The organism is Pantoea sp. X-Soil-OKNW-713 (genome assembly GCF_059730685.1).
This window is the reverse complement of sequence record NZ_AP035997.1, coordinates 1-20,360: the sequence shown is the minus strand read 5'-3', so window position 1 is coordinate 20,360 and position 20,360 is coordinate 1. Positions and strand designations below refer to the sequence as shown.

At 53.7% G+C, this 20,360-nt stretch carries 20 protein-coding genes; 2 read left to right on the top strand and 18 right to left on the bottom strand.

What is annotated here, in order from left to right; all coding sequences use genetic code 11:
• Positions 1-10: 10 nt before the first annotated feature.
• Genes AC6I8R_RS23730 through AC6I8R_RS23715 form a run of 4 tightly spaced genes read right to left on the bottom strand, consistent with a single transcriptional unit; the run spans position 11 to position 4,330 of the window.
• Entirely contained in the window at positions 11-1,000 is a 990-nt protein-coding gene (locus AC6I8R_RS23730) for an ABC transporter permease (protein WP_021186283.1), read from the bottom strand.
• Positions 993-2,501: a sugar ABC transporter ATP-binding protein gene (locus tag AC6I8R_RS23725; protein WP_021186284.1), complete on the bottom strand. Its 1,509-nt coding sequence runs from the start codon at positions 2,499-2,501 to the stop codon at positions 993-995. Before AC6I8R_RS23725 ends, AC6I8R_RS23730 begins: the two co-directional genes overlap by 8 nt.
• A 1-nt stretch (position 2,502) precedes the next feature.
• Entirely contained in the window at positions 2,503-3,486 is a 984-nt protein-coding gene (locus tag AC6I8R_RS23720; protein ID WP_021186285.1) for a substrate-binding domain-containing protein, read from the bottom strand.
• Positions 3,487-3,490: 4 nt separating this feature from the next.
• On the bottom strand, positions 3,491-4,330 hold the full coding sequence (locus AC6I8R_RS23715) for a DeoR/GlpR family DNA-binding transcription regulator (protein ID WP_021186286.1): 840 nt from the start codon (positions 4,328-4,330) through the stop codon (positions 3,491-3,493).
• 728 nt (positions 4,331-5,058) lie between these two features.
• On the opposite strand from AC6I8R_RS23715, the gene AC6I8R_RS23710 reads away from it, so the two are divergent.
• Positions 5,059-5,457: a hypothetical protein gene (locus tag AC6I8R_RS23710; protein WP_235056635.1), complete on the top strand. Its 399-nt coding sequence runs from the start codon at positions 5,059-5,061 to the stop codon at positions 5,455-5,457.
• Positions 5,458-5,522: 65 nt separating this feature from the next.
• Here the strand turns inward: AC6I8R_RS23710 and AC6I8R_RS23705 are convergent, their stop codons facing one another.
• The 8 genes from AC6I8R_RS23705 to AC6I8R_RS23670 are packed head-to-tail and all read right to left on the bottom strand — an operon-like array spanning position 5,523 to position 12,858.
• Positions 5,523-7,193: an AMP-binding protein gene (locus AC6I8R_RS23705; RefSeq protein ID WP_497833070.1), complete on the bottom strand. Its 1,671-nt coding sequence runs from the start codon at positions 7,191-7,193 to the stop codon at positions 5,523-5,525.
• Positions 7,174-8,439, bottom strand: coding sequence for an MSMEG_0569 family flavin-dependent oxidoreductase (locus tag AC6I8R_RS23700; RefSeq protein ID WP_021186291.1), 1,266 nt, complete (start codon positions 8,437-8,439; stop codon positions 7,174-7,176). Before AC6I8R_RS23700 ends, AC6I8R_RS23705 begins: the two co-directional genes overlap by 20 nt.
• Positions 8,440-8,456: 17 nt before the next feature.
• Positions 8,457-8,747: an MSMEG_0570 family nitrogen starvation response protein gene (locus AC6I8R_RS23695; protein WP_415174563.1), complete on the bottom strand. Its 291-nt coding sequence runs from the start codon at positions 8,745-8,747 to the stop codon at positions 8,457-8,459.
• A gap of 14 nt (positions 8,748-8,761) precedes the next feature.
• The gene (locus AC6I8R_RS23690) at positions 8,762-9,721 is read right to left on the bottom strand and encodes a sll0787 family AIR synthase-like protein (RefSeq protein ID WP_415174562.1); all 960 of its coding nucleotides are present in this window, start codon (positions 9,719-9,721) and stop codon (positions 8,762-8,764) included.
• On the bottom strand, positions 9,718-10,281 hold the full coding sequence (locus tag AC6I8R_RS23685) for an MSMEG_0567/Sll0786 family nitrogen starvation N-acetyltransferase (protein ID WP_208727351.1): 564 nt from the start codon (positions 10,279-10,281) through the stop codon (positions 9,718-9,720). The genes AC6I8R_RS23690 and AC6I8R_RS23685 overlap by 4 nt, the downstream gene beginning before the upstream one ends.
• Positions 10,282-10,291: 10 nt before the next feature.
• Complete coding sequence (locus AC6I8R_RS23680; protein ID WP_415174569.1) at positions 10,292-11,401, bottom strand: MSMEG_0568 family radical SAM protein; 1,110 nt, start codon at positions 11,399-11,401, stop codon at positions 10,292-10,294.
• Positions 11,361-12,362, bottom strand: coding sequence for a Nit6803 family nitrilase (locus AC6I8R_RS23675; RefSeq protein WP_415174561.1), 1,002 nt, complete (start codon positions 12,360-12,362; stop codon positions 11,361-11,363). Before AC6I8R_RS23675 ends, AC6I8R_RS23680 begins: the two co-directional genes overlap by 41 nt.
• A gap of 13 nt (positions 12,363-12,375) precedes the next feature.
• A complete protein-coding gene (locus AC6I8R_RS23670; protein WP_021186297.1) occupies positions 12,376-12,858 on the bottom strand; it encodes an MSMEG_0572/Sll0783 family nitrogen starvation response protein in 483 nt (160 codons plus the stop codon).
• Positions 12,859-13,226: 368 nt separating this feature from the next.
• Between AC6I8R_RS23670 and AC6I8R_RS23665 the strand changes: the two genes are divergently transcribed.
• The gene (locus AC6I8R_RS23665) at positions 13,227-14,627 is read left to right on the top strand and encodes an aminotransferase-like domain-containing protein (RefSeq protein ID WP_415174560.1); all 1,401 of its coding nucleotides are present in this window, start codon (positions 13,227-13,229) and stop codon (positions 14,625-14,627) included.
• An 11-nt stretch (positions 14,628-14,638) separates the two neighbouring features.
• Here AC6I8R_RS23665 and AC6I8R_RS23660 read toward each other — a convergent pair whose 3' ends face one another.
• From AC6I8R_RS23660 to AC6I8R_RS23635, 6 genes are all read right to left on the bottom strand, one after another.
• Positions 14,639-14,821, bottom strand: coding sequence for a hypothetical protein (locus tag AC6I8R_RS23660; protein WP_021186300.1), 183 nt, complete (start codon positions 14,819-14,821; stop codon positions 14,639-14,641).
• Positions 14,822-14,823: 2 nt separating this feature from the next.
• A complete protein-coding gene (locus AC6I8R_RS23655; protein ID WP_208727274.1) occupies positions 14,824-15,432 on the bottom strand; it encodes a TetR/AcrR family transcriptional regulator in 609 nt (202 codons plus the stop codon).
• A gap of 156 nt (positions 15,433-15,588) precedes the next feature.
• Positions 15,589-16,572 (bottom strand): ParB family protein, encoded by a 984-nt coding sequence (locus AC6I8R_RS23650; RefSeq protein WP_497833069.1) that lies wholly within the window; start codon positions 16,570-16,572, stop codon positions 15,589-15,591.
• Positions 16,569-17,777, bottom strand: a complete 1,209-nt coding sequence (locus tag AC6I8R_RS23645) for an AAA family ATPase (protein WP_036627981.1) — start codon at positions 17,775-17,777, stop codon at positions 16,569-16,571. The genes AC6I8R_RS23650 and AC6I8R_RS23645 overlap by 4 nt, the downstream gene beginning before the upstream one ends.
• Before the next feature lie 1,360 nt (positions 17,778-19,137).
• Positions 19,138-20,157 carry a RepB family plasmid replication initiator protein gene (locus tag AC6I8R_RS23640; protein WP_021186305.1) on the bottom strand — a complete coding sequence of 340 codons (1,020 nt, stop codon included), beginning with the start codon at positions 20,155-20,157 and terminating at the stop codon, positions 19,138-19,140.
• A gap of 23 nt (positions 20,158-20,180) precedes the next feature.
• The coding region (locus tag AC6I8R_RS23635) for a hypothetical protein (RefSeq protein ID WP_497833068.1) at positions 20,181-20,360 on the bottom strand (180 nt) is incomplete at its 5' end.

The following is a 20,360-nucleotide window of genomic DNA, read 5'->3' as shown; positions in this document are numbered from 1 at the left end:
CTCTCCCCGATCAGACGAAGCTGACGTCGGTTTCTTTGCGCTTTTTGTAATGGGTGACGGTGATGGCAACCATAATCACCACGCCGATCACAATGTTCATGAAGTAGCTGGAGACACCGACCAGGTTGAGGCCGTTTTTCAGGATGGCGATCAGGAAGACCCCCATCAGTGTCCCGGTGACGGTGCCTTTGCCGCCCATCAGACTGGCCCCCCCCAGCACCGTGGCCGCCAGTACATCCAGCTCGCCGCCAACCAACGCATTGGGCACCACTTCACCGACCCGGTAGACCTGTACCAGGCCACCCACCGCCGCCAGCGCGCCCAGCCAACCGTAGGCAAGGATATGGATCAATCCGACGCGAATGCCGATACGGCGAGCCGACTCCTGATCGCCACCAGTGGCGTACAACTGACGGCCCAGATGGGTTTTGTTCAGCAGCAGCCAGGTGATGGCGGCAATCACCAGCATGATGGTCAGCGGCAGGCCAATCTGGTAGGTCTGGCCGTGGACGCTAAACGGCAGGATGTTATGCAGCGTCACCCACCACTCCGGCAGGTTGTAGAGGCTGCGTCCCTCGGTAATCCACATCAACATGCCAAACAGCAGCGACTGCATGCTGATGGTGATGATGATCGAGACAATGCGCAGCCAGTAGATCAGCACCGCATTGATCACCCCAAACAACGTGCCGCAGGCAATCGCCAGCAGGATGCTGAGCGGGGCATTGTCGAAACCGAACTGCACAAACAACGAGGCGATGACGTACTGCACCACCGAAGCCACCGCCGCAAAGGAGATGTCGATCCCGCCAGTGACCAGCACCACAAACAGGCCGAGGGCGAAGATGCCGGTGACAGCATAGGTTTCCGTCAGGTCGAGCAGGTTCTGCAATGTCAGGAACTGGTCACTGGCGAGGGAGAACACTACGAAGAAGAACACCAGCACCCAGGCCAGCCAGCCCTGACTCGACTGGGGTTTGAAGAACGATAAATCAGGCATTAATCACCTCCGCCAGTTGCTGCTGCGCCACCTGTTGTGGCTGGTACTCGGCATGCACGGTGCCGTCACGGAAATGCAGAATGCGGTCGCAGTTGTAATAAACCTCCGGCACTTCATCGGAAATCAGGATGATCGCCAGCCCCTCTTTCGCCAGTTGATGGATCAGGGTGTAAATACTCGCCTTGGCGCCGACATCGACGCCGACGGTCGGCGAATCGAGGATCAGGATTTTGGGCTGGGTCAGCACCCATTTCGCCAGCACGATCTTTTGCTGGTTCCCCCCCGAGAGCGTGGAGATGGCGTGTTCCGGGTCGGCCACGCGAACGCCCAACTGCTGAATCCAGTCGTGGATCAGTTTGTTTTTGCGGTATTCATCGATGATGTGGAAGCGGTTGCGCAGTTGGTCGAGAATCGACAGCACCATGTTATCGGCGACCGACTGTTGCTGAACCAGGCCGAGCGTCAGACGGTCTTCTGAGACGTAGCCAATGCCAGATTTGATAGCATCTTCATGGTTGCGAAAACGCACCGGCTTGCTGTCGAGCCAGATCTTGCCGCTGTCCGGTTTGGTCATGCCAAACAGCGACAACGCCAGTTCGGTACGCCCGGAACCCAGCAGGCCACACAGCCCCAGCACTTCGCCTTCATGCAGCGAAAAACTGACATCATGGTATTGGTCTTTGCGACTGAGGTTTTCCACCTCCAGCAGCTTGCGATGTGGATTCAGGGTTGGGGTTTTCAGGTGATAATCGAGTGTCAGCCCGGTCATCAGTTCAGTCAGGCGATGGCCGTCCATTTCGCTGGCAGGCCAGGTACCCATTTTGCGGCCATCACGGATCACGGTGACGCGATCGGAGATCTCCAGCACTTCATCCAGACGGTGGCTGACAAACACCACGCAGATATTTTTCTCTTTCAGGTAACGCACGGTACGCAGCAGCTGATTCACCTCGGTGCGGGTCAGCGACGCGGTTGGCTCATCCATGATCACCAGACGGGCGTCCGCCACCAGCGCACGACAAATCGCCACCTGCTGACGTTGTGCAATCGACAGTTCAGCCACTTTGGCATCGAGATTCAGGTCAAACTTCAGTTCGGTGATGATTTTCTCAGCGCTGGCACGCAGTTTTTTCTTGCTGTACCAGCCAAGCAGGTTACCGAGGTTGTGCTCAAACGCGATGTTCTCGGCGACGCTGAGATTGGGAAACAGCGACAGATCCTGATAAATCACCTGCACACCAAAATCGCGCGCCTGTTTTGGCGTCAGGCGCGGAAAGCGTTCGCCACGGTCACCGAGGATGATTTTGCTACCTGCATCCGGGGCATGCACCCCGGAGATCACTTTAATCAGGGTGCTCTTACCACAGCCGTTAGTACCAGCAAGGCAATGCACTTCCCCAGCCATTAACGACAGTGAGATATCACTTAATGCCCGGTTGCCGCCGAAGGTTTTCGACAGGCTCTCGAGGGCAATCAGCGTCTGTGGTTCGATCAGTTGCATATTACAGCCCCAGTTTGACCAGTTTTGGCAGGTTGGTTTTGTCCAGACTTTCGGTGTTGTTGCCGAGGATGGTGTGGGTCTGCTCATCGACCTTCACCTTGCCCAGACCTTCGATGGTCATGCCGTCGGTAATCGGTTGGTTTTTCTGCATCATGCCCGCAAGACGCACGAAGACTTCACCTGCCGTCATCGGGTTCCAGATGTAGCCACCTTTAATGGCACCACGGTTAACCAGCATCTGACCCTGCCCTGGGCTAAAGGCCCCGATCACGCAGACCTGGTCAATTTTGTTACGCGCCATCACCGCGCGACCGGCACCGATTGGCCCTTGTGAACCAAAGGCGATGATGCCTTTCAGATCCGGGTATTTAGACATCACTTCGTTGGTGGTACGGATGGAGTCATCCAGTGATTCGCCAACGCCAAACTTGTCGCCAACCATCTGCATTTTCGGGAAATGGGCTTTTTGATACGCCACGGCGGAATCCACCCAGGCGTTGTGCAGCGGCACCGTCAGGCCGCCCATGTAGGCGACATATTTGCCCTCGCCGTGCATGCATTCGGCCAGCGCCTTCATATGGTTTTCGCCGTGGGTTTTGGCATCGACCAACTCAAAGTCCCAGTTGGCGTACTTCTGATCCGGCGATTCATGCACCAGCACGCGGATACCAGCATCACGGGCGCGTTTCAGCACCGGCTCCAGCACTTTCGGGTCATTCGGTACCACGCCGATGATGTCAACTTTCTGCGCAATCAGATCTTCAATCGCCCTGACCTGCAACGCCGGGTCAGCCGAGGTAGGGCCAACCATCCAGGCATCGATCCCCTCCCTGGCCGCTTCGCTCTTGATGCCCGCTTCCATCGCGTTAAACCACGGGATGCCGCCCACTTTGACCACGATCCCCATACGCAGCTTGTCAGCAGCATGGGCGGTGGTGGCAGCAAACAGCGCCAGCAGGGAACAGGCGATAAATGTTTTTTTCATAGGGTTAAATATCCTGAGAGTTCATTAATTGCATGGTATTCTGGCGTTGTGAACAATCGATAATATTGACGCCGTTCCAGGCCAGTTCCTGTTGTAATTCTTTATCTTTCATACTGTCGGTAATTAAAAAATCCACTTCACGGTAATGGCAGATTCTGGCAAAAGATGGCCGAAGGAATTTCCCCGCATCAATAAGCAGATATTTTCTTTCTGATGCCATCAGCATTTGTTGTTTTAGATGTGCGTTATTTTCGTTCGCCGCACGTAAATATCCGTCATTGCCCAGGCTGCTACAGGAGAAAAATATTTTGTTGATTAAATAATCTTTCAGCGGCTGCTCGGCAACGATGCCATTAAAATCTTCATTGTGATCGGAATACTCTCCTCCCAGGCAGATGGTGCGGATATGGCCTTTGGCGGCCAGTGTCTGCACGATACGTAGCGAGTTAGTCAGCACCGTCAGTTCGATGTCTGGCAATTGCCGGGCCAAAAACCAACAGGTGGTACTGCTATCCAGCAATATACAGTCGCCCGGCGTGATAAAATCGAGCGCTCTTTTTGCGATTAATGTTTTTGCCTGGGTGTTTTCATTCATGCGCAGGCGAAATGTAGATTCATACTCGTTCGGTTTATTATTTTTTCCTGCCAGATTCCCCTGGTGTTTCTGCGCCATCACCGCACCGCCGTGACTGCGTTGTAATAATCCTTTTTTTTCTAACTGAGATAAATCCCTGCGAATGGTTTCCTGAGAAACCCGACAAAGTTTAACCAGCTCAACCACCAATACCCGACCATGTAAATTTAATTCCTCCATGATCTGACGGTGACGTTCAATCGGTAACATGGTGACCTCCGATGCCATTAAGTTAGTGGATTCGACCGGTGCAAAATGTGCACCAGGCAAAAGTGTCAGGCAGCGAATTTACCGCCGCCAAAAAAGTGACTTTCATTAAATAAAAAATGAAAAAATGATTTATATACATTTAATAACGCGACCTTCATCACAGATAACGGCTGTTTTAATAAAAACGCAGAACAAATCGCAACGGTGCGAAATAATTTTAAAATGAAACTATCATGACCGAGTTTGACCGTTTGTGTGTGAATGACCGTTTTGCGAACAAAAGCATACTTTGGAAATAAATAAATCCGACAAGATGATTTGCGTTAAGTGCGGGAAAAGAATGGAATGATGAGAATGATTACTGATCAATCTTTAGACAATGCGCCGGCTATTAAAAAATTAGCGACAGCCCAATCATAACGTCATAAGAACCTGCTGCCCTTCATGGCGCGAAATCATAGCCCAGGCTATTATCAAAGTAATGGATTCCTCCAACTGACTGCACAAGGCGATGCCCCAAACTCAGAACAGCAGCAGAAAGGAAAATATGCTGGTCGCCCTGAAGGCAGTTCGCACCATTATCTGTGTCGTTATCTTCCTGATGAGATGATGCGCTAACTAAAACCTCGCCGATTAACGTCGGGGCTTCGTTTTTTTGCTCAGGAACTTTACATAAAATCATGCCGTTGAAAGAAAGATTTATCCTTGTTAAACCTCAGAATGAATTGGTGTCGCAGTACAACAACGTGGTTGCATTTGCCATCAACCATGCCAGCCAGTCCGGGCGTAACGTCAGGATTTGCGTGCCAAACAAATCTTCCCCATTCTGTGAAGATTTTCTCAGTCAGGTGTTTGACGGGCAAATTTACCGCGCGATGCGTAATAAAAAACAACTGATCTCATCAGGCGTGAAGATCGGTTTGTTCTCAAGTCAGACGCTCAGGAAAGAACATATCCTGCTGGACGCTGTTTATCTGGTGACGTTTCCCAACGCGGAGCTGTTGAATGTCATTGAATCACATGGTCGCAAAGCCACGGTGATTGTGTTCGGTACCCTTGATGGCGACACCGACGTGTTGGATAGCTGGGCACAACGTTATCAACCTAAACCCATGAATCTGGCATAAATACGGTGTTTACCGGCAGGTGCAATGCGATATTCAGCGTGCGATATCGCATTACCCGCGTCTGGCTATGCCGTTAGCATCCGGCGTAGAAACTTGCCCGAAAACGTTTTCGGCAATGAACGACGGAAATGGATTTTTCTCGGCAAGGCAAACCGGCCACAACGACTGACCAACCGTTCACGTATCTGCTGTTTCAACATCCCTTCCTGCTGCACGGTTAACCCCTCGGTGACAACAAACAACGCCACCATTTCGCCCAGTAAATGGTGCGGCGTGCGGGTAGCGACGACTTCAATAATACCCGCGATACCAGCCAGAGCATTTTCCACCTCGGCTGTCGCCAGACGTTTACCGCCGATATTAATCACATCATCCATCCGTCCCTGAATGACGATACTGTCGTTTTGCCGTACCGCGCAATCATGCGTGGCGTAAAACCACCGCCCATCACGCCGCAGCCAGTAACGTTGATCATGTTGTGTGTCGTCCTGCCATAGGGTAGACATTCCCCCTGGCCCAAGGGTGTCCTTAATCACCAGCATACCGGCCAGCCCCGGCGCGCAGGACTCACCGCTGGTGGCATCAACAATGTCCACCGCGCGCGTAAATACCGGCGCTAAACCGCTGCCGGTGCCTGCCAGCAACGGCCAGCCAGATTCAGTCTGCCAGTAGTGATTTTCACAGGTAACGCCCATCCCGCGGGTGACCCAGCCGTGGGTCGCAGGGTCCAGCGGTTCCCCCGCAAGATAGAGAGAACGCAGCGATGCCAGACTGGCATGGGGTTTTCCCTGCTGCCGTGCCAGACGAATCGCCCCGGCGATGGTCAGCATACGGGTGATCCCCAGCTCCGCCACCATCTGCCACCAACTTTCTCCAGGGGTATTGACCGTACTGGCCTCGTACATCACCGTGGTGATCCCCGCCAGCAACGGCGCGTAAATACCGTAGCTGTGGCCCGTGACCCAACCCACATCCGCAGTGGTAAAGAAGATCTCATCATCCTGAACATGAAACAGATGTCGGAGGCTGGCCAGCAAAGCCACCGCGTAGCCGCCGGTATCCCGCACAATCCCCTTTGGTGCCCCGGTGGTGCCGGAGGTAAACAACAGATGTGAGGGCTGAGAAGCCTCCAGCCAGACGCAGGGCACGACACAACCGATATGCTGTGCCAGTGCCTGGGTAAAGTCCGGGGAATAGCAATCCACCGCCCGTAAGGTGGCGCTGGCTGTCAGGATCGACGGTAATTCCTGACGGCCACGGGGTTCGCTGCTATGCAGCAGCAGCACAGGCTGACAAGCAGCGACACGTTGCGCCAGCGCATCGCTGGTCACGCCCGAATAGACCACCACATGCACCGCCCCTAATCGGGCACAGGCCAGCATGGCAACGGCAGCCAACGGCGTCATCGGCAGCACAATCATTACCCGGTCACCCTGACGTATCCCCCAGCTGATCATCAGGTGGCTTAACGCATTCACCTGTTGCCATAACTCACGGTAGCTGAGTCGCTGCGTCGCTCCCCGGTAGTCACGCTGGATAATCGCACAGCGATCGCCTTTTTCCGCCAGATGACGGTCCAGCGCGTTATAACTCAGATTGGTGCGCCCGCCAGGAAACCAGCGGCAACGTGGCCCACCGTCGATCTCTTCTACCACGGAGGTGAAATCCTGCTGCCAGTCGAGACGCTGCGCCTCCTGTTGCCAGAAAGCCGCGTCATTAACGGTGATCGTGGACATAAACACCCTCCGCATGCGTGGCTTGCAGCGGGTGTGCGGCAATGGCCTCTGCCAGCCAGGCCGCATCTTCCCCTACCCCCTCAAAACGGCCGGAACCCCATGTCCACAACCAGGGCAAGCCAAGGAAATAGAGGCCCGGCTGTACCGAAACACCCCGGCTATGCAGGGGATAGCCGTTATCATTAAATGCAGGCGCCTCGATCCAACTAAAATCGGTGTGAAAACCGACCGCCCAGATAATGGCGGAGATAGCGGTCAGATCAATGCGGGTGGCGGGATTCTCCGGTTGCCACAGCGGTTGATAGCGTGCCTCTTCCGGTGCATCGATACCCTGTTCTGCAATCCAGACATCAATGCTGTCTTTGATTTTTTGCGAGGTCGCATCCGCGCCGTCAAGATTCTGTTGCAGGTCATCAGCGGTCAGTAACTCGCCATCGCCATAACCCAGCAGACGGCCATAAAGCTGCATGCCTTGTAACGCAAAGGCGCGCAGGTCGATATCACGTCCACCATCACGTCCGGTGACATAGTGGTTGGTCTTGCGTCGCGCATCTTCACCGAGTGGATGATCATCCACCGTCAACCGGTAATGGCCCATATCATCCAGCCAGTCCACCACGTCACGCCCGCGATAGAAACGCGCCACACGCGGTGCGCTTCCCACACACAAATGGACGCGGCGACCAGCCAGATGCAGATCTTCAGCGATTTGCGCACCAGATTGCGCTGAACCGACCACCAGCACCTCGCCTGCCGGCAGTTGCTGCGCCGATTTATAGTTGGCGGAATGCACCTGCATGATATGTGCGGGCAGCTCTGCGGCAATCGCCGGGAAGCGTGGACGATGGTAGTTACCGACGGCAACCACCACCTGATCCGCGCTAAATTCACCTGCCGAAGTATGCAGCAGGAAGCCGCCATCGGTTTTCACTACCCGCAGTACATTGACCCCTTCACGCAGCGGCGCGTCAAAGCTCCGCGCATAACGTTCGACATAATCGACGATCTCATCGCGCAGCATAAAGCCGTGCGGATCGTCACCGTCATAGGGAAAACCGGGCAGTTTGCATTGCCAGTTCGGCGTCACCAGACAAAAGTTGTCCCAACGCTGCTCACGCCACGCCCAGGCCAGACGGTGACGTTCCAGCACCAGATGACGGATATTTTTTTGTGCCAGGTTCCAGCTCATGGCGAGACCGGCCTGCCCGCCGCCAATAATGACGACAGGATAATGGTTGTTGTTCATGGTTTTCTCGCTGGTTATCAGGCCGGGACGGGAGTGATCTTTTCGACTATGACCTGCTGCTCGGCCCCGAACTGCCGGGCTTTTTGCACGATCACCGCTGACTGATCCTGGGCGCTGGAACAGAAATAGCCGAATTTCGCTTTCACCCGCTCACTGGCCTCGTCGAGGGCGCGGGTGGTGATAGCCACGAATTCTTCCAGAGCATAAGGATGGTTAACCTCCAGGTGCTTCTCAATCGCGGTGGAGGGGGAGTAGCAAGTATCTTTGCTGCCGTCAGGCCAGCAAACGACAAAGTGCATAGCAGGCATGATGTCTTCCTCTGTTAACAGGTCATCCCGGTAAGGGATTGTTGTGTAAGATCCCAGTAGCAGGCGTGCTGCTGCCGGAAATGCAGGTCGAGCTTTCTGTGCGGGGTGAAACGACCCACCGCAGCACAGGCGATGTCACAGTGGGCAAAGCGTTGTTGTACCGCCTCGCGATGTTCTTCCTCCACCGCCAGCAAAAAACCAAAGCTGGGAAAGGCGCACAGCCACTGCTCCAGCGTGACATCTGGCGGTATCGGGATCTGATCCAAATCCAGTTCAGCGCCGAGACCACAGCTTTCCAGCATCATCACCAGAGTCCCGGTCAGACCCGCCTGGCTGATGTCTTTCGCGGCGTGGATTAACCCGGTTTCCGCCAGCTCGGGCAGCAATGACCAGGCCTGGCGCAGTGCCGCAGGAGACGCCTCGGTGGCGGCATCCCAGTTGTAACCGGGGGGATGCCAGCGTCCCTGAAGATTGATGGCTACCATCAACGTTTGCCCCGATTGCACCGCAAAGCTACTGAGCGGGGTGCGGGTTTCGCCCAAAATGGCCACCGCCAGTTGCGGCTGATCGCTACGCAAATTGGTATGCCCACCCACGATCGGCACCTGATACGCGCGTGAGGCCGCAGCCATGCCCTGTAAAATCTGTTCCGCATGGGGCAACGCGTCATCCCACAAAGCGTTCACCACCGCCAGGGGACGTCCTCCCATTGCCGCGATGTCGCTCAGATTCACCATCACCCCGCACCAGCCAGCGAACCAGGGATCATCCGCCACAAAACGGTTGATGAAGCCCTCCATCGCCAGCAACTTGTAGCCGTCGCCGTCAGGGATCAGCGCACAGTCGTCACCATTCGGGTTGGGGTTCGGCCAGGCTTCCCGCAGTTGTTTTGCCACCTGCTGGATATCTCGCTTGTGTGCGATGCCGCTGAAGGTATGCAGGCGCTCAATCAGCGCCGGTAAACTCAGGTTCATACCGTCGCCCCCGTTAAAAAGGTTGGCATCTCCACAACCCGCCTGCGTGTCGCCGCGCTAATGACCATGCCGCTGAGGGGATCGTGACAGGGCGGGTAGAAGTTGAGGTCGGCCTGCATGCGTGCATGTCGCACGCCGCGCAATTCCAGCCAGTCCAGCGTGTGCCAGTGCATACGGCGAAACAGCGGTTCGTTTTGATGCTGTACCTGCGCATAAAATTCCCGACAGCCCAGCGCATGTGCGCTGCACACCGCCAGGCGGATCAACGTCGGGCCAAGCTGTCCCTGGCGACGGTAGTCGCTATCCACCGCCAGACGCGATCCCTGCCAGATGCCGGGAGCTGTCTCATGAATACGCACCGTACCGACCACCGCATCGTGCCACCCGCCAACACTGCCCAGCGCCACCAGCAGGCGGGCATGGCGATCGATATCATCAAGATCATGTCCGGCGAATAGCCCCTGCTCCTGGCAAAATACCCGCTGGCGCAACGCATAAGCCTGCTCCCGTTCCCACGGCAGCGTCACCCACTTGATGGTGTAACCCGCGTACTCGTTCATCATTCACTCCTTACGCCATCGCCTGCTCGAAGCTGGAAAGTGACGAGCAGGCACCGCAACGACCACAACCCGCCTTGATATCACTGGATCGCAAACGGGCCTGACTCAGCATCTGCCCCAACGGTTGCAAAATGGATGACATAAACTGGCTGTCGGGTGCCGGATGGTGTTCCAGGGGCGTGCCGCTGATCGGCACAAACGGCACGACGAATGGATAAACACCAAGCGCGATCAGGGTTTCCGACAGCGACAGAATCGCCTGGGGGGTATCGCCCAGTCCCGCGAGGATATAGGTGCTGACCTGACCGCGACCAAACACCGCCACCGCATCGGCAAACGCCTCAAGATATTGATCAACGCTGACCTGCGCCTTGCCCGGCATAATGCGGGCGCGCACTGCCGGGGTTACCGCCTCCAGATGCATGCCGAGCGCATCAATCCCGGCATCTTTCATGCGCTGAAACCACTTCGCATCGCCAGGGGGTTCACACTGCCCCTGCAAAGGCAAATCCACGGCGGCTTTAATCGCCAGCGCACTTTCCACCAGAATGCGTGCACCGCGATCGCTACCGGATGGCGTGCCGGTGGTCATCACCATATGCTTGACGCCATCCAACTCAACCGCCGCTTTCGCCACCTCGGCCAGTTGTTCCGGTGTTTTACGCGCAATGGTGCTGCCCGCCGCCAGCGATTGGCCGATGGCGCAGAACTGGCAAGCCTTCGCGCGATTTTCATAGCGGATGCAGGTTTGCAACACGGTGGTCGCCAGCACATCGGTGCCGTGTAACGTGGCGATCTGTGAATAGGGAATCCCCTCCGCCGTCTGCCGTTCATAAAATCTGGGCTTATGGGCGATGCTGATTTCCCGCACCGGAATGGTGTTGTTGTAGAGCCGGGTGGCCCCGGACGTCTCATGCTTCACCTGCCACGGCGACTGGCGGGCGGAATGGGTGTAGATCGGCACCATCACGGTCACGCCATCAATGTTCATCGCCTGGTGGTCGGACGGCCCGGCACCACCATGACGACTGACATGCTCCTGCTGCGGGTTGATGACGTTGACCCCCTGGGTCAGTAACTCAGTGATCAGCTGCTGGCGAGTAGACGGAACGTTCTGCATCGCGCTCTCCTCCGGTTTCGGATTCATCATCACGCGCCACCACGTAGCGGGCAGGGGTCGCGTCCAGACGCAGGCTCAATAATTCCGGGCGCGCGTAATGCCCGACGGAATCCATCATGCGTTTGCGTTTGGTGATTAACGCCATATCCAGGTCGGCAATCAGAATGCCTTCACCTTCCGTCAGCGGTGGCACCAGATGACGTCCCTCCGGGGAAATGATGGCGGTATTGCAGCCACCCCGTAGCCCCTTCTGCAACGCCGGATCCGCAGTGAGTTCATTGATTTGTTCCTCAGTCAGCCAGCCGGTGGCATTGATCACAAAGCAGCCGGACTCCAGCGCGTGATGACGGATGGTGACGTCCATCTGCTCGGCAAAGATCGGTCCCACCAGTGAACCGGGGAACTGGCTGCAATGGATCTCTTCGTGCTGCGTCATCAGGCTGTAGCGAGCCAGCGGATTGTAATGCTCCCAACAGGCCAGCGCCCCCACGCGCCCGACAGCGGTTTCGACCACTTTCAGCCCGGCACCATCACCCTGCCCCCAGATCATCCGTTCATGGTAGGTCGGAGTAATTTTGCGGCGCTTAAGTACCAGCTCGCCGCTGGCATCAAACACCAGTTGGGTGTTGTAAAGCGTGCCGTGATCGCGTTCATTGACGCCCAACACCACCACCATTTTGCGCAGCCGGGCGCGCTCCCCCACCGCGTGGGTAATCGGACCGGGGACCACCACCGCCTGGTCGTAAAGTTTCAGATGGGCGGCACCGGCAGTCATTGCGGGTGTGATGAACGAGAAGTAAGGGTAATAAGGCACAAAAGTCTCAGGGAAAACGATGATCTCTGCGCCCTGCTCTGCCGCTTTATCGATTGCCTCCAGTACCCGGGCCAGCGTTTTGCTGGCCTCATGGAGATCTGGCGCAATCTGGGCGGCGGCGGCACGGATAATGCGTGATCCAGCCATAGCGCGCCTCCGCTTACATGGTCCAGGTGTCGATAATCACCGCGTTGTCACGGACATGCAGCAGCTTCAGATCCAGCACATCAAGCGGATTGATCGGACGCACGCCTTCCAGCAGCGACGGTTCGCCGTGACCGTAGAGCGCCTGGAGCGCGAAGCGGCAGGCGTAAACCTTGCCACCTTCCGACATAAATTTATTCAGCTGGTTGGCGTAGTTTTGGTGCCCCGGAAAAGCTTCCGCGCCGAGGGTAGGAAAGCCGCGCTGTACGCCGAGCAGCACACCCGGTCCATACAGCAAAATGGAGGTTTCGAAGCCTTTGCGTTGCAGACGAGTTGCCTGCAACATATTGACGAAGCCAATGGAACCTTCAAACGCGACCGTATGAAAGGTCACCAACGCTTTCTGGCCCGGTTCCGCTTTTACGTCCTCAAAAACCTTCTCTTCGTAGTCAACAAAGAAATCACCGGTCTGGTGGGCAGGCATCGTAACTTTTGGCATAGCACTTTTCTCCCAGTCTTTATCAGGGGGGAGCCACGCTCCCCGTTATGGCACATCCGCAGGTGATGCAGGGAGAATGGAGCAAGGGTCGTGCCAGCCGCCAAATGCAGGGATGCAATCAAGATCCCATCAACTGCTCAACTTGTGAGCTAAAAAATTTTTAAACCCTGTGAATGGCACGGGATTAGCGCAGGGGCACAACGGCGTTACGCGGAATTTTGCACCAGATTGATGCCAATTCGCACCAAAAATGCACACAATAAAAATCATTATGCAATCATTGATGCAATCAATGATAAAGGTGATTGCAGAATAACCTCCACCAGGCAATAGTGAGGCTCTCTTCTCCATTTGTCGGAATCGAATCCATGCTTACTAAACTCGTCAGCCGCTGGCATCACCACCAAAGTCAGAACACCGCACGTCCGGCTTATCTGTTGATTGCTGACATCATTGCTGATGGCATCAACAGCGGCGAGTTTCAACCGCGCGACCGCCTGCCGCCGCTGCGCGAACTGGCGATCCAGCTCGCCCTGAATTACACCACCGTCACGCGTGGCTATGCCGAGGCCACCCGGCGCGGCTTGATCGACTCGCGCCGGGGGCTCGGCAGCTATATTCGCGGTAAGGTGCCTGCGGTACCGTTGAGTGGCGGCAGCAGCTATGAAATGACCATGAATTCACCGATTGAGCCGGGAGAAGAGCTGGCGCAGGCCATCAGTCAGGGAGCAATCAATCTCTTTAGCCAAAAAAATATTCTTGGCTTGTTGCGTTATCAGGACTTCGGCGGCCAGGCGGATGATAAAGCGATGGCGAAAGTCTGGCTGGAGAAGCAGCTACCCTCGGTGAATATGGATGAAATCCTGATAGCACCGGGTATTCACAGCGCGCTGGTGGGATTATTGACGCTGCTGTGCCGCAAGGGAGGCAGCGTGTGCGTGAGTGATTTGATTTATCCCGGCCTGAAAGCCATCGCCAGCCAACTGAATATTACGTTGCAATCCCTGCCCTGTGATGAAGATGGCCCGCTGCCGCGGGTGTTTGAATACCAGTGCCAGACCGGTAACATCAGCGCCCTGTATATCAATCCCACGATCCAGAATCCCACCACCCTGACCCTGCCGTTAAGGCGACGCGAAGCGCTGGCTGATGTGGCAGCACGCTACAGCATTCCGGTAATTGAAGATGAAGCCTATGCGGCGCTGGCGACCCAACATATTGCGTCGTTCAGTGAACTGATCCCTGAACTCACCTGGTACATTACCGGCATGTCAAAATGCTTTGGTCCGGGGCTGCGCACCGCCTTTATTAAAGGTCCGGGCAAACACCAGACACAGTTGCTGGCGGGGGCATTACGCGCCCTGAATGTGATGGCCAGTCCGATCACCAACGCACTGGCTTCGCAGTGGATCAACGACGGCACCGCTGACCGGGTGCTGCAATCGGTACGCGCGGAATCGGTGATTCGTCAGAAAATGGCATCGGAGATCCTGAAGGAGTTTACTTTCCGCGCCACGCCGCAGGGTTTTCACCTTTGGTTACTGTTGCCACGTCATTTTGACTGGAATCCGGCTGAAATGGCGGTACGGTTACGTGAACTGGGGGTCAGCGCGGTTTCAAGCGCGGCTTTCTGTACCGATAATAATCCCCCGGACGCGTTGCGTATCTGCCTCGGTGGTTCCTGGTCACGCGAGATGTGCGCAGAGAACCTGCAAACTATTGCTCATGTCATGCGTAATCCGCTGCATTTTGGCAGCGTGATCCTGTGAAGATCTGATCTTCAGGTCATGGGCCACATATCCGACCAGGGCATACACAAGCGCAACTGGTCGGCCGGAAAACGTCGCTTATAAAACCGGCCATTGTCTGTCCAGCCACAGGTGATGCTATCGCCCTCAGTTTGCAGGACCACCATCACTTTTCTTCTTCTCTGGCGACGAACCAGCGCCCCGGGCATCAGCATGCTCACCTCTGCCCCGCACCGGCCAGTACGGACTGGATAATGAATTCATTACTTTTTCTCAGCACGCTTATCTCCGGTTTGATTTTGCCGTAGACGCGCATGCCCTCCAGCAGCATAAAAATGCATTCCGCCATCACTTCTGCCGGTTCGTCAGAACGGAATACCCCCGTTTCCTGACCTTTGCGCAGGATGCTGTTCAGGCGCGCCACTATCCCGCGAAATTTGTATTCAACCCGGCTTCTGACTTCATCATCACCCGGCAGCAACTCGCAGGCCGCAGCGATGGTGAAACACCCCTTCTCGCCTTGTGGCCCGGAAGAAAACAGCGCGACAAATTCCAGCGTTTCCCGCAATGCAGTTTCTGGTGCCAGTTCCTCGTCACGTTGTTGACCGCGAACCAGTCCGGCATCCATGTATTGCTGGAGAGCAGCGAGAAAGATTGAACGCTTATCGGGATAGAGTTTGTAAATGCTGGCGCTCGCTAACCCGGATGCCTGCATTAAATCGGCCATTGATGTCGATCGATACCCTTTTTGCCAGAAGCATTCGAGCGCTGAATTGAGGAAAACCTGCGGATCAAATTCTCTGGGTCTGCCTGGTCCTGATTTCATGATTGCATCATTCTGGGTGGATGTTGCGACAATTGTAGATCGATCAATCTACAATTGAAAACAAAAAATCAGCAGGTTGAAAAATCCGTAGCGTCGCGATTTATCGCGCAGGTTTAAACAGTGCGATAAATCGCGACGCTACGGGAAATGTGGTCGTTAAGATTGTTTATCCGCGACCATTTTTTCAGCCACCGCCCGGATCGCCGCATCAAGCTCGGCCTGAAATTCCGCAGAAATACGCGAGAATTCATACGTCACCAGACGTTTTTCCGTATCGACCTTTTTACGGGCAAACTGTTTCTTGTCTTTAAACACCACCAGATTTTCCGCCGCCGCTTTTTTGGTCGCTTTGGGGGTTTTCAGACGGCTGCTTTCGGCCCGGAAATAGCCAATGATTTTCGCTTTGGTGACCGGATCATCAAATTCCGTTTCGCCCTGTTTCTCAATACGCTCGCGCACCCCAGCCACAATGTCGCTGATAGCCAGCTTTTTGCTTTTGGCCTTTTCCGCCACATCGAGCAAAAACTGGTAATCGGCAATCGCGAGATCGCTGCCTGACGGGAAAACGGCGATCATCTCTTCCGGGACGGATGCCGCCTGGAATGCACGGGTGATTTTTGCCGCAGAGATCCCTTCTGATTTCGCAATCTCTGCCTGGCTCATATCATCGGGATACATCAGTTCAAGACGTTTACCCAGTTCACGCAGGGTATGTTCTTTGGCGGTCTGAATGTCCACGGCCAGCTGGCGCGCATCGGCCAGATCCAGCTCATCTTTGGTCACCAGAACCTCGAATGGCGTCCCGTTGTACAGACAGGCAGCACGGCGACGCGATCCGTCGAGAATTTCGATACGATCATCGACTTCCCTGCCAATCGCCGGGAAGAACTGTTGCAACGTAATGGTACGGGAAATATCCGCCACGGATTCAGGTGTCAGCAACGACTGATCACGTCCATTAACGGAAGAATCGATATAGGTCTGCGCTTCAATGTCGTCGTGCAGTACTTTCGTGAGGACAAAACGGGCTTCTTTTCCAGACTTGAGAACGAATACTCGGGCGCCTTCGCTTTCACTCAGCATTTTAGAGAAATTAGAGTTCCCTAATGTGCGGCCCATTTTCTTCATGACTTTGGTCATTTGATACCCCTCACAAATTCGATCCTTTTGAAAACCGCCTGGGTAAATCGCTCGGCCTCGCGCTTAGCATTTTTCAGCGCTTCAGCACTGCCAGGATAAGATTGTGGGTCAGCACTTACTATCGTGTCGAAGGTTTCCCCACAACGCTCGAATCCGTCAAGACGCGGCAAAGTAGCGTCCAGTATGTAGGATGTGAATACGTCGCGGGCCAGACCATGTGTCATCTCATGATCACGTTTGGTGGTCATTTTTGACATGAATCCGATATTGCCCTTAATGCGCGGGTTAATCCCCTCCTCTTCCAGTTGCTCCAGCATTTCTGGCAGACGAGTCAGGTATTTCAGTGTCGAGTGAAAATCGACCTGGGCCGGTGGCGTCGGGGTAAGCAGCAAATCACTTGCCGCAATCGCGTTGAGCATAAAGGCATCCAGATGCGGCCCGGTATCCACGAAGATGAAATCGTAATCGTTCCCGACACGGTCGATAATATTGCGACGCAGCACCTCAGAGGGCAACAGGCCAGGCAAATGTTCGTGCACTAACTCATTCCACTGGCTGGCGACAAAGCCATCATCGATGGAGGCTGGGATGATATCCACACCAGGAATGATGGTTGGCTGGATGATGTCCTTGTGCAGTTGCTCGGCATCGAGGTCATTCAGCATAGCCTGTGCCGCTGTTTCCATGATGGAACCGATACTGTTGGTATGGTTCAGGAACATGGTGCTGGAAGCCTGCGGGTCGAGATCGATGACAAGGTTACGCAGATCATACTGCAACAGATCCGGATGCACGCGAAGCCCGTGCGCCAGCGTTACGGTGCTGACGGTTTTAGATACCCCACCCTTCAGGTTCACCACAAAGATAACGAACGGGCCTTTACCGGCGTGAATATCGCGATACTTAGGCACCTTGCGGTGGGCATAAATATCCACCACATCCTGCACGGTCAGCGCGTAATGTCGGGCATTACCGGCATCTTTCTTACCAAACTCATGACCGGCGGCTTCCATTTCATCAATGGCCTGCTCAACAGCACGACGGCTGAGTTTCGGCATGTTTGCAACTGAATTTCGGGTAAAGGTTTGATAGTAACGGTCAAGTCCAAATTCATGACGTTTATCGATGATGTCGTCACTCATACTGCGCAGCATAGCGTTCGCCCTGCGGGCAGTTTCGTCCACGCCACCATAGTTACTTTTCATACCATTACTCCATTGGCAAAATTTTTCCTAAGTGTACATGGCATTCTGCTACGTGCAACATTTTTCGTTTTTCAGAAAAAAGTTGTACGCGCCGACAATGCCAGTACATCTCCTGAACAAGAGGTGTGCGTTAAATGGAGGGTTCTGTTCTCAACTATGCCGTGTCACAAGAATCAATTTGTGATCCTGTCACATTGCTGATGAATATTTGCGCATTGGTTTCCAGTTATATGCTCCGTAGGGTTCAGTGACACACGGTCTGACGGATTAAAATGAACAAAATATGAGTTGAATTTTATTGTAAATATATAAAATTCATATGGATACATTAATACTCCACGGCCGGATCTTCTGGGTATCCCCCAAAAAGGTTATCGGTCATATGCCAAAACGTTCAACGTGACAGGATCACATATCGGATCCGGGCTGCGATCTTTTAAAGCTACACCGCAGAGTTTGCTCAAAGGTTTCCAGTCGTATGCTGAAAATTGGCATTCATACGCTTCTACCCTTTGATAATTCAGCGATCTGGAAAAATGTGACGTAGATCACTCACCAGGATGGAGCGCAAGGTTATCAGTCATATGCAAAATGACTTCTTCTTATTTATCAGTCAACTCACTCACTTTCTATCTTTTAAGGTTTCCAGTCGTATGCAAAAAGTTATCTGTCATATGCCAGAAATTAGCAGTATTGGCGGTCGTGTGAAGATCGTTTACGGCCCTTTCCTGATCAACAAAGGTTGGCTGTTATATGCAAAAGGTTTCCCGTCATATGCTCTAAACACGTCGAGGATCCTCTGGCCGTTTGAAGTTTAAACACAATGTACGCAGACAGGGTATTTGCCGGGTCAAAAGGTTATCTGTCGTATGCAAAAAGTTTCCCGTCATATGCCAGTCACCCGGAATGACGCAAATGCGTTAACTTCCTGTTTTTTGCCATATGATGCATAAAAGGTTTTCAGTCGTATGCTAAAAGGTTATCTGCCGTATGCTGAAGATACCGCATTTATTGATGCATTGTGGCAACGTGTGATGCTGGTTTTCCCATTAAAAATCAGAATATTAGGTTTATCTTTCAGGGTTTCATAACTGGAAGGTTGGCTGTCGTACGCAGATATTGTATTGATGGAGCATATGGGGTTTTAAAAGTTATCGGTCGTATGCTTATCAGGTTTGAATAAACGGAAAGGTTATCGGTTGTATGCTGTTTTGCAGTTATGTTTGCAGATAACCGCACTGTGAAAGCGATGGTTCGCACCAGAGAAAAGCAATCAGCTCATCCATAACTGGCTGAATGAGCTGATGAAATTAGAAAGGTTAGCCGTGGTATGCTGGCAAAGTTATCACTGAGATGCCACTCACCGGGAATCGAGACTGATCAGGATCTTGGCTATCTCTTCCTCGCTAAAGCCGGAATCTTTCAGCTTACTGATTTTGGCGATCATTGCCTCATCAACAACCTGAGGTTCATCCTCCGTGCTCCTGTCGAGTTTCAACGATTTATCCGGGATAAGATTTGGATTTCGCTTGGTAATGTTGAAATAGACCGACCTGCCCCGCTTGGTTTCGGTGTATTCGAGATAATTGATCTCTTTGAGCTCCTCCAGCGCCTTACGCACAATGTGATTTTGGTAAGCAATGCGCGATTTCAGCCTCAGACGCTCTCTCAGGCGTTTCATTGAGACCGGGGCCGGATTTCTGGGGAGGCTTTCAATAAACGTGTAGAGGGCCTGTGCAGACTCTTTACGGGGCAAATGATCGATAGCTTTGAGACGCAGATAAACCTTGTAATCCATCTGATAGAGGTCAGCCAGCCGATGATCTCCCTCAATTTCGACTTCGTTCTTCGCCATGTTGTAATGCGCGCTATTGACCAGGCCGGTAGTCAGAGAACCCGTGTCATTACGGAACTGAATTGTCACACCACGCAGGCGCATCAATGAGTCATCGATACGCTTCTTCATGTCTTTGTTTGAACGTTTTGAGTCGAACCCACAGTTCTGTAAAAACTTGGTGAAAGGGAGTTTTAACTTACCGGCAAAGGTACCGTTATCGTAGATCGAACGAATGATCCCCAGCCAGACACGGAAATCTGTCGCCATATCAAGGCGTTCAGAGCGGATAGAGATATCTTTATACCCTTCCCGCTTTACGACTTCCAGATGGTAAAGATCCTCGGTAGCATCCACGGTGGACTTAACCGTATTGACGGAGCTCTTAGCCTTCGCGTGATCCGTATTTGGCACGAAAAGCCCTAGCCGCATCAGAGCTACAGGCTGCACCGTTGCAGTTGCCGAAGGATTTAAGTGGACAACTTCGCCCGTTTTCTTATTAACTTCCTCGGTCATGCTATCTAAGTCATTGACTTTCTTAGCCATAAACAGGATCCATTTATCAACAGTTAAATTTGCCACCGCATATGACCGATAACCTTACCAGCATATAAGCGGAAATCAAAGTGCACCTGACAGATAACCCTTTGCATATGACCAGAAACCTTTTGCATACGGACGGAAACCTTTTGCATATGACGGATAACCCAGACCTTAACGTAACCCAGAGATACCAAGGCCTGTAGCGA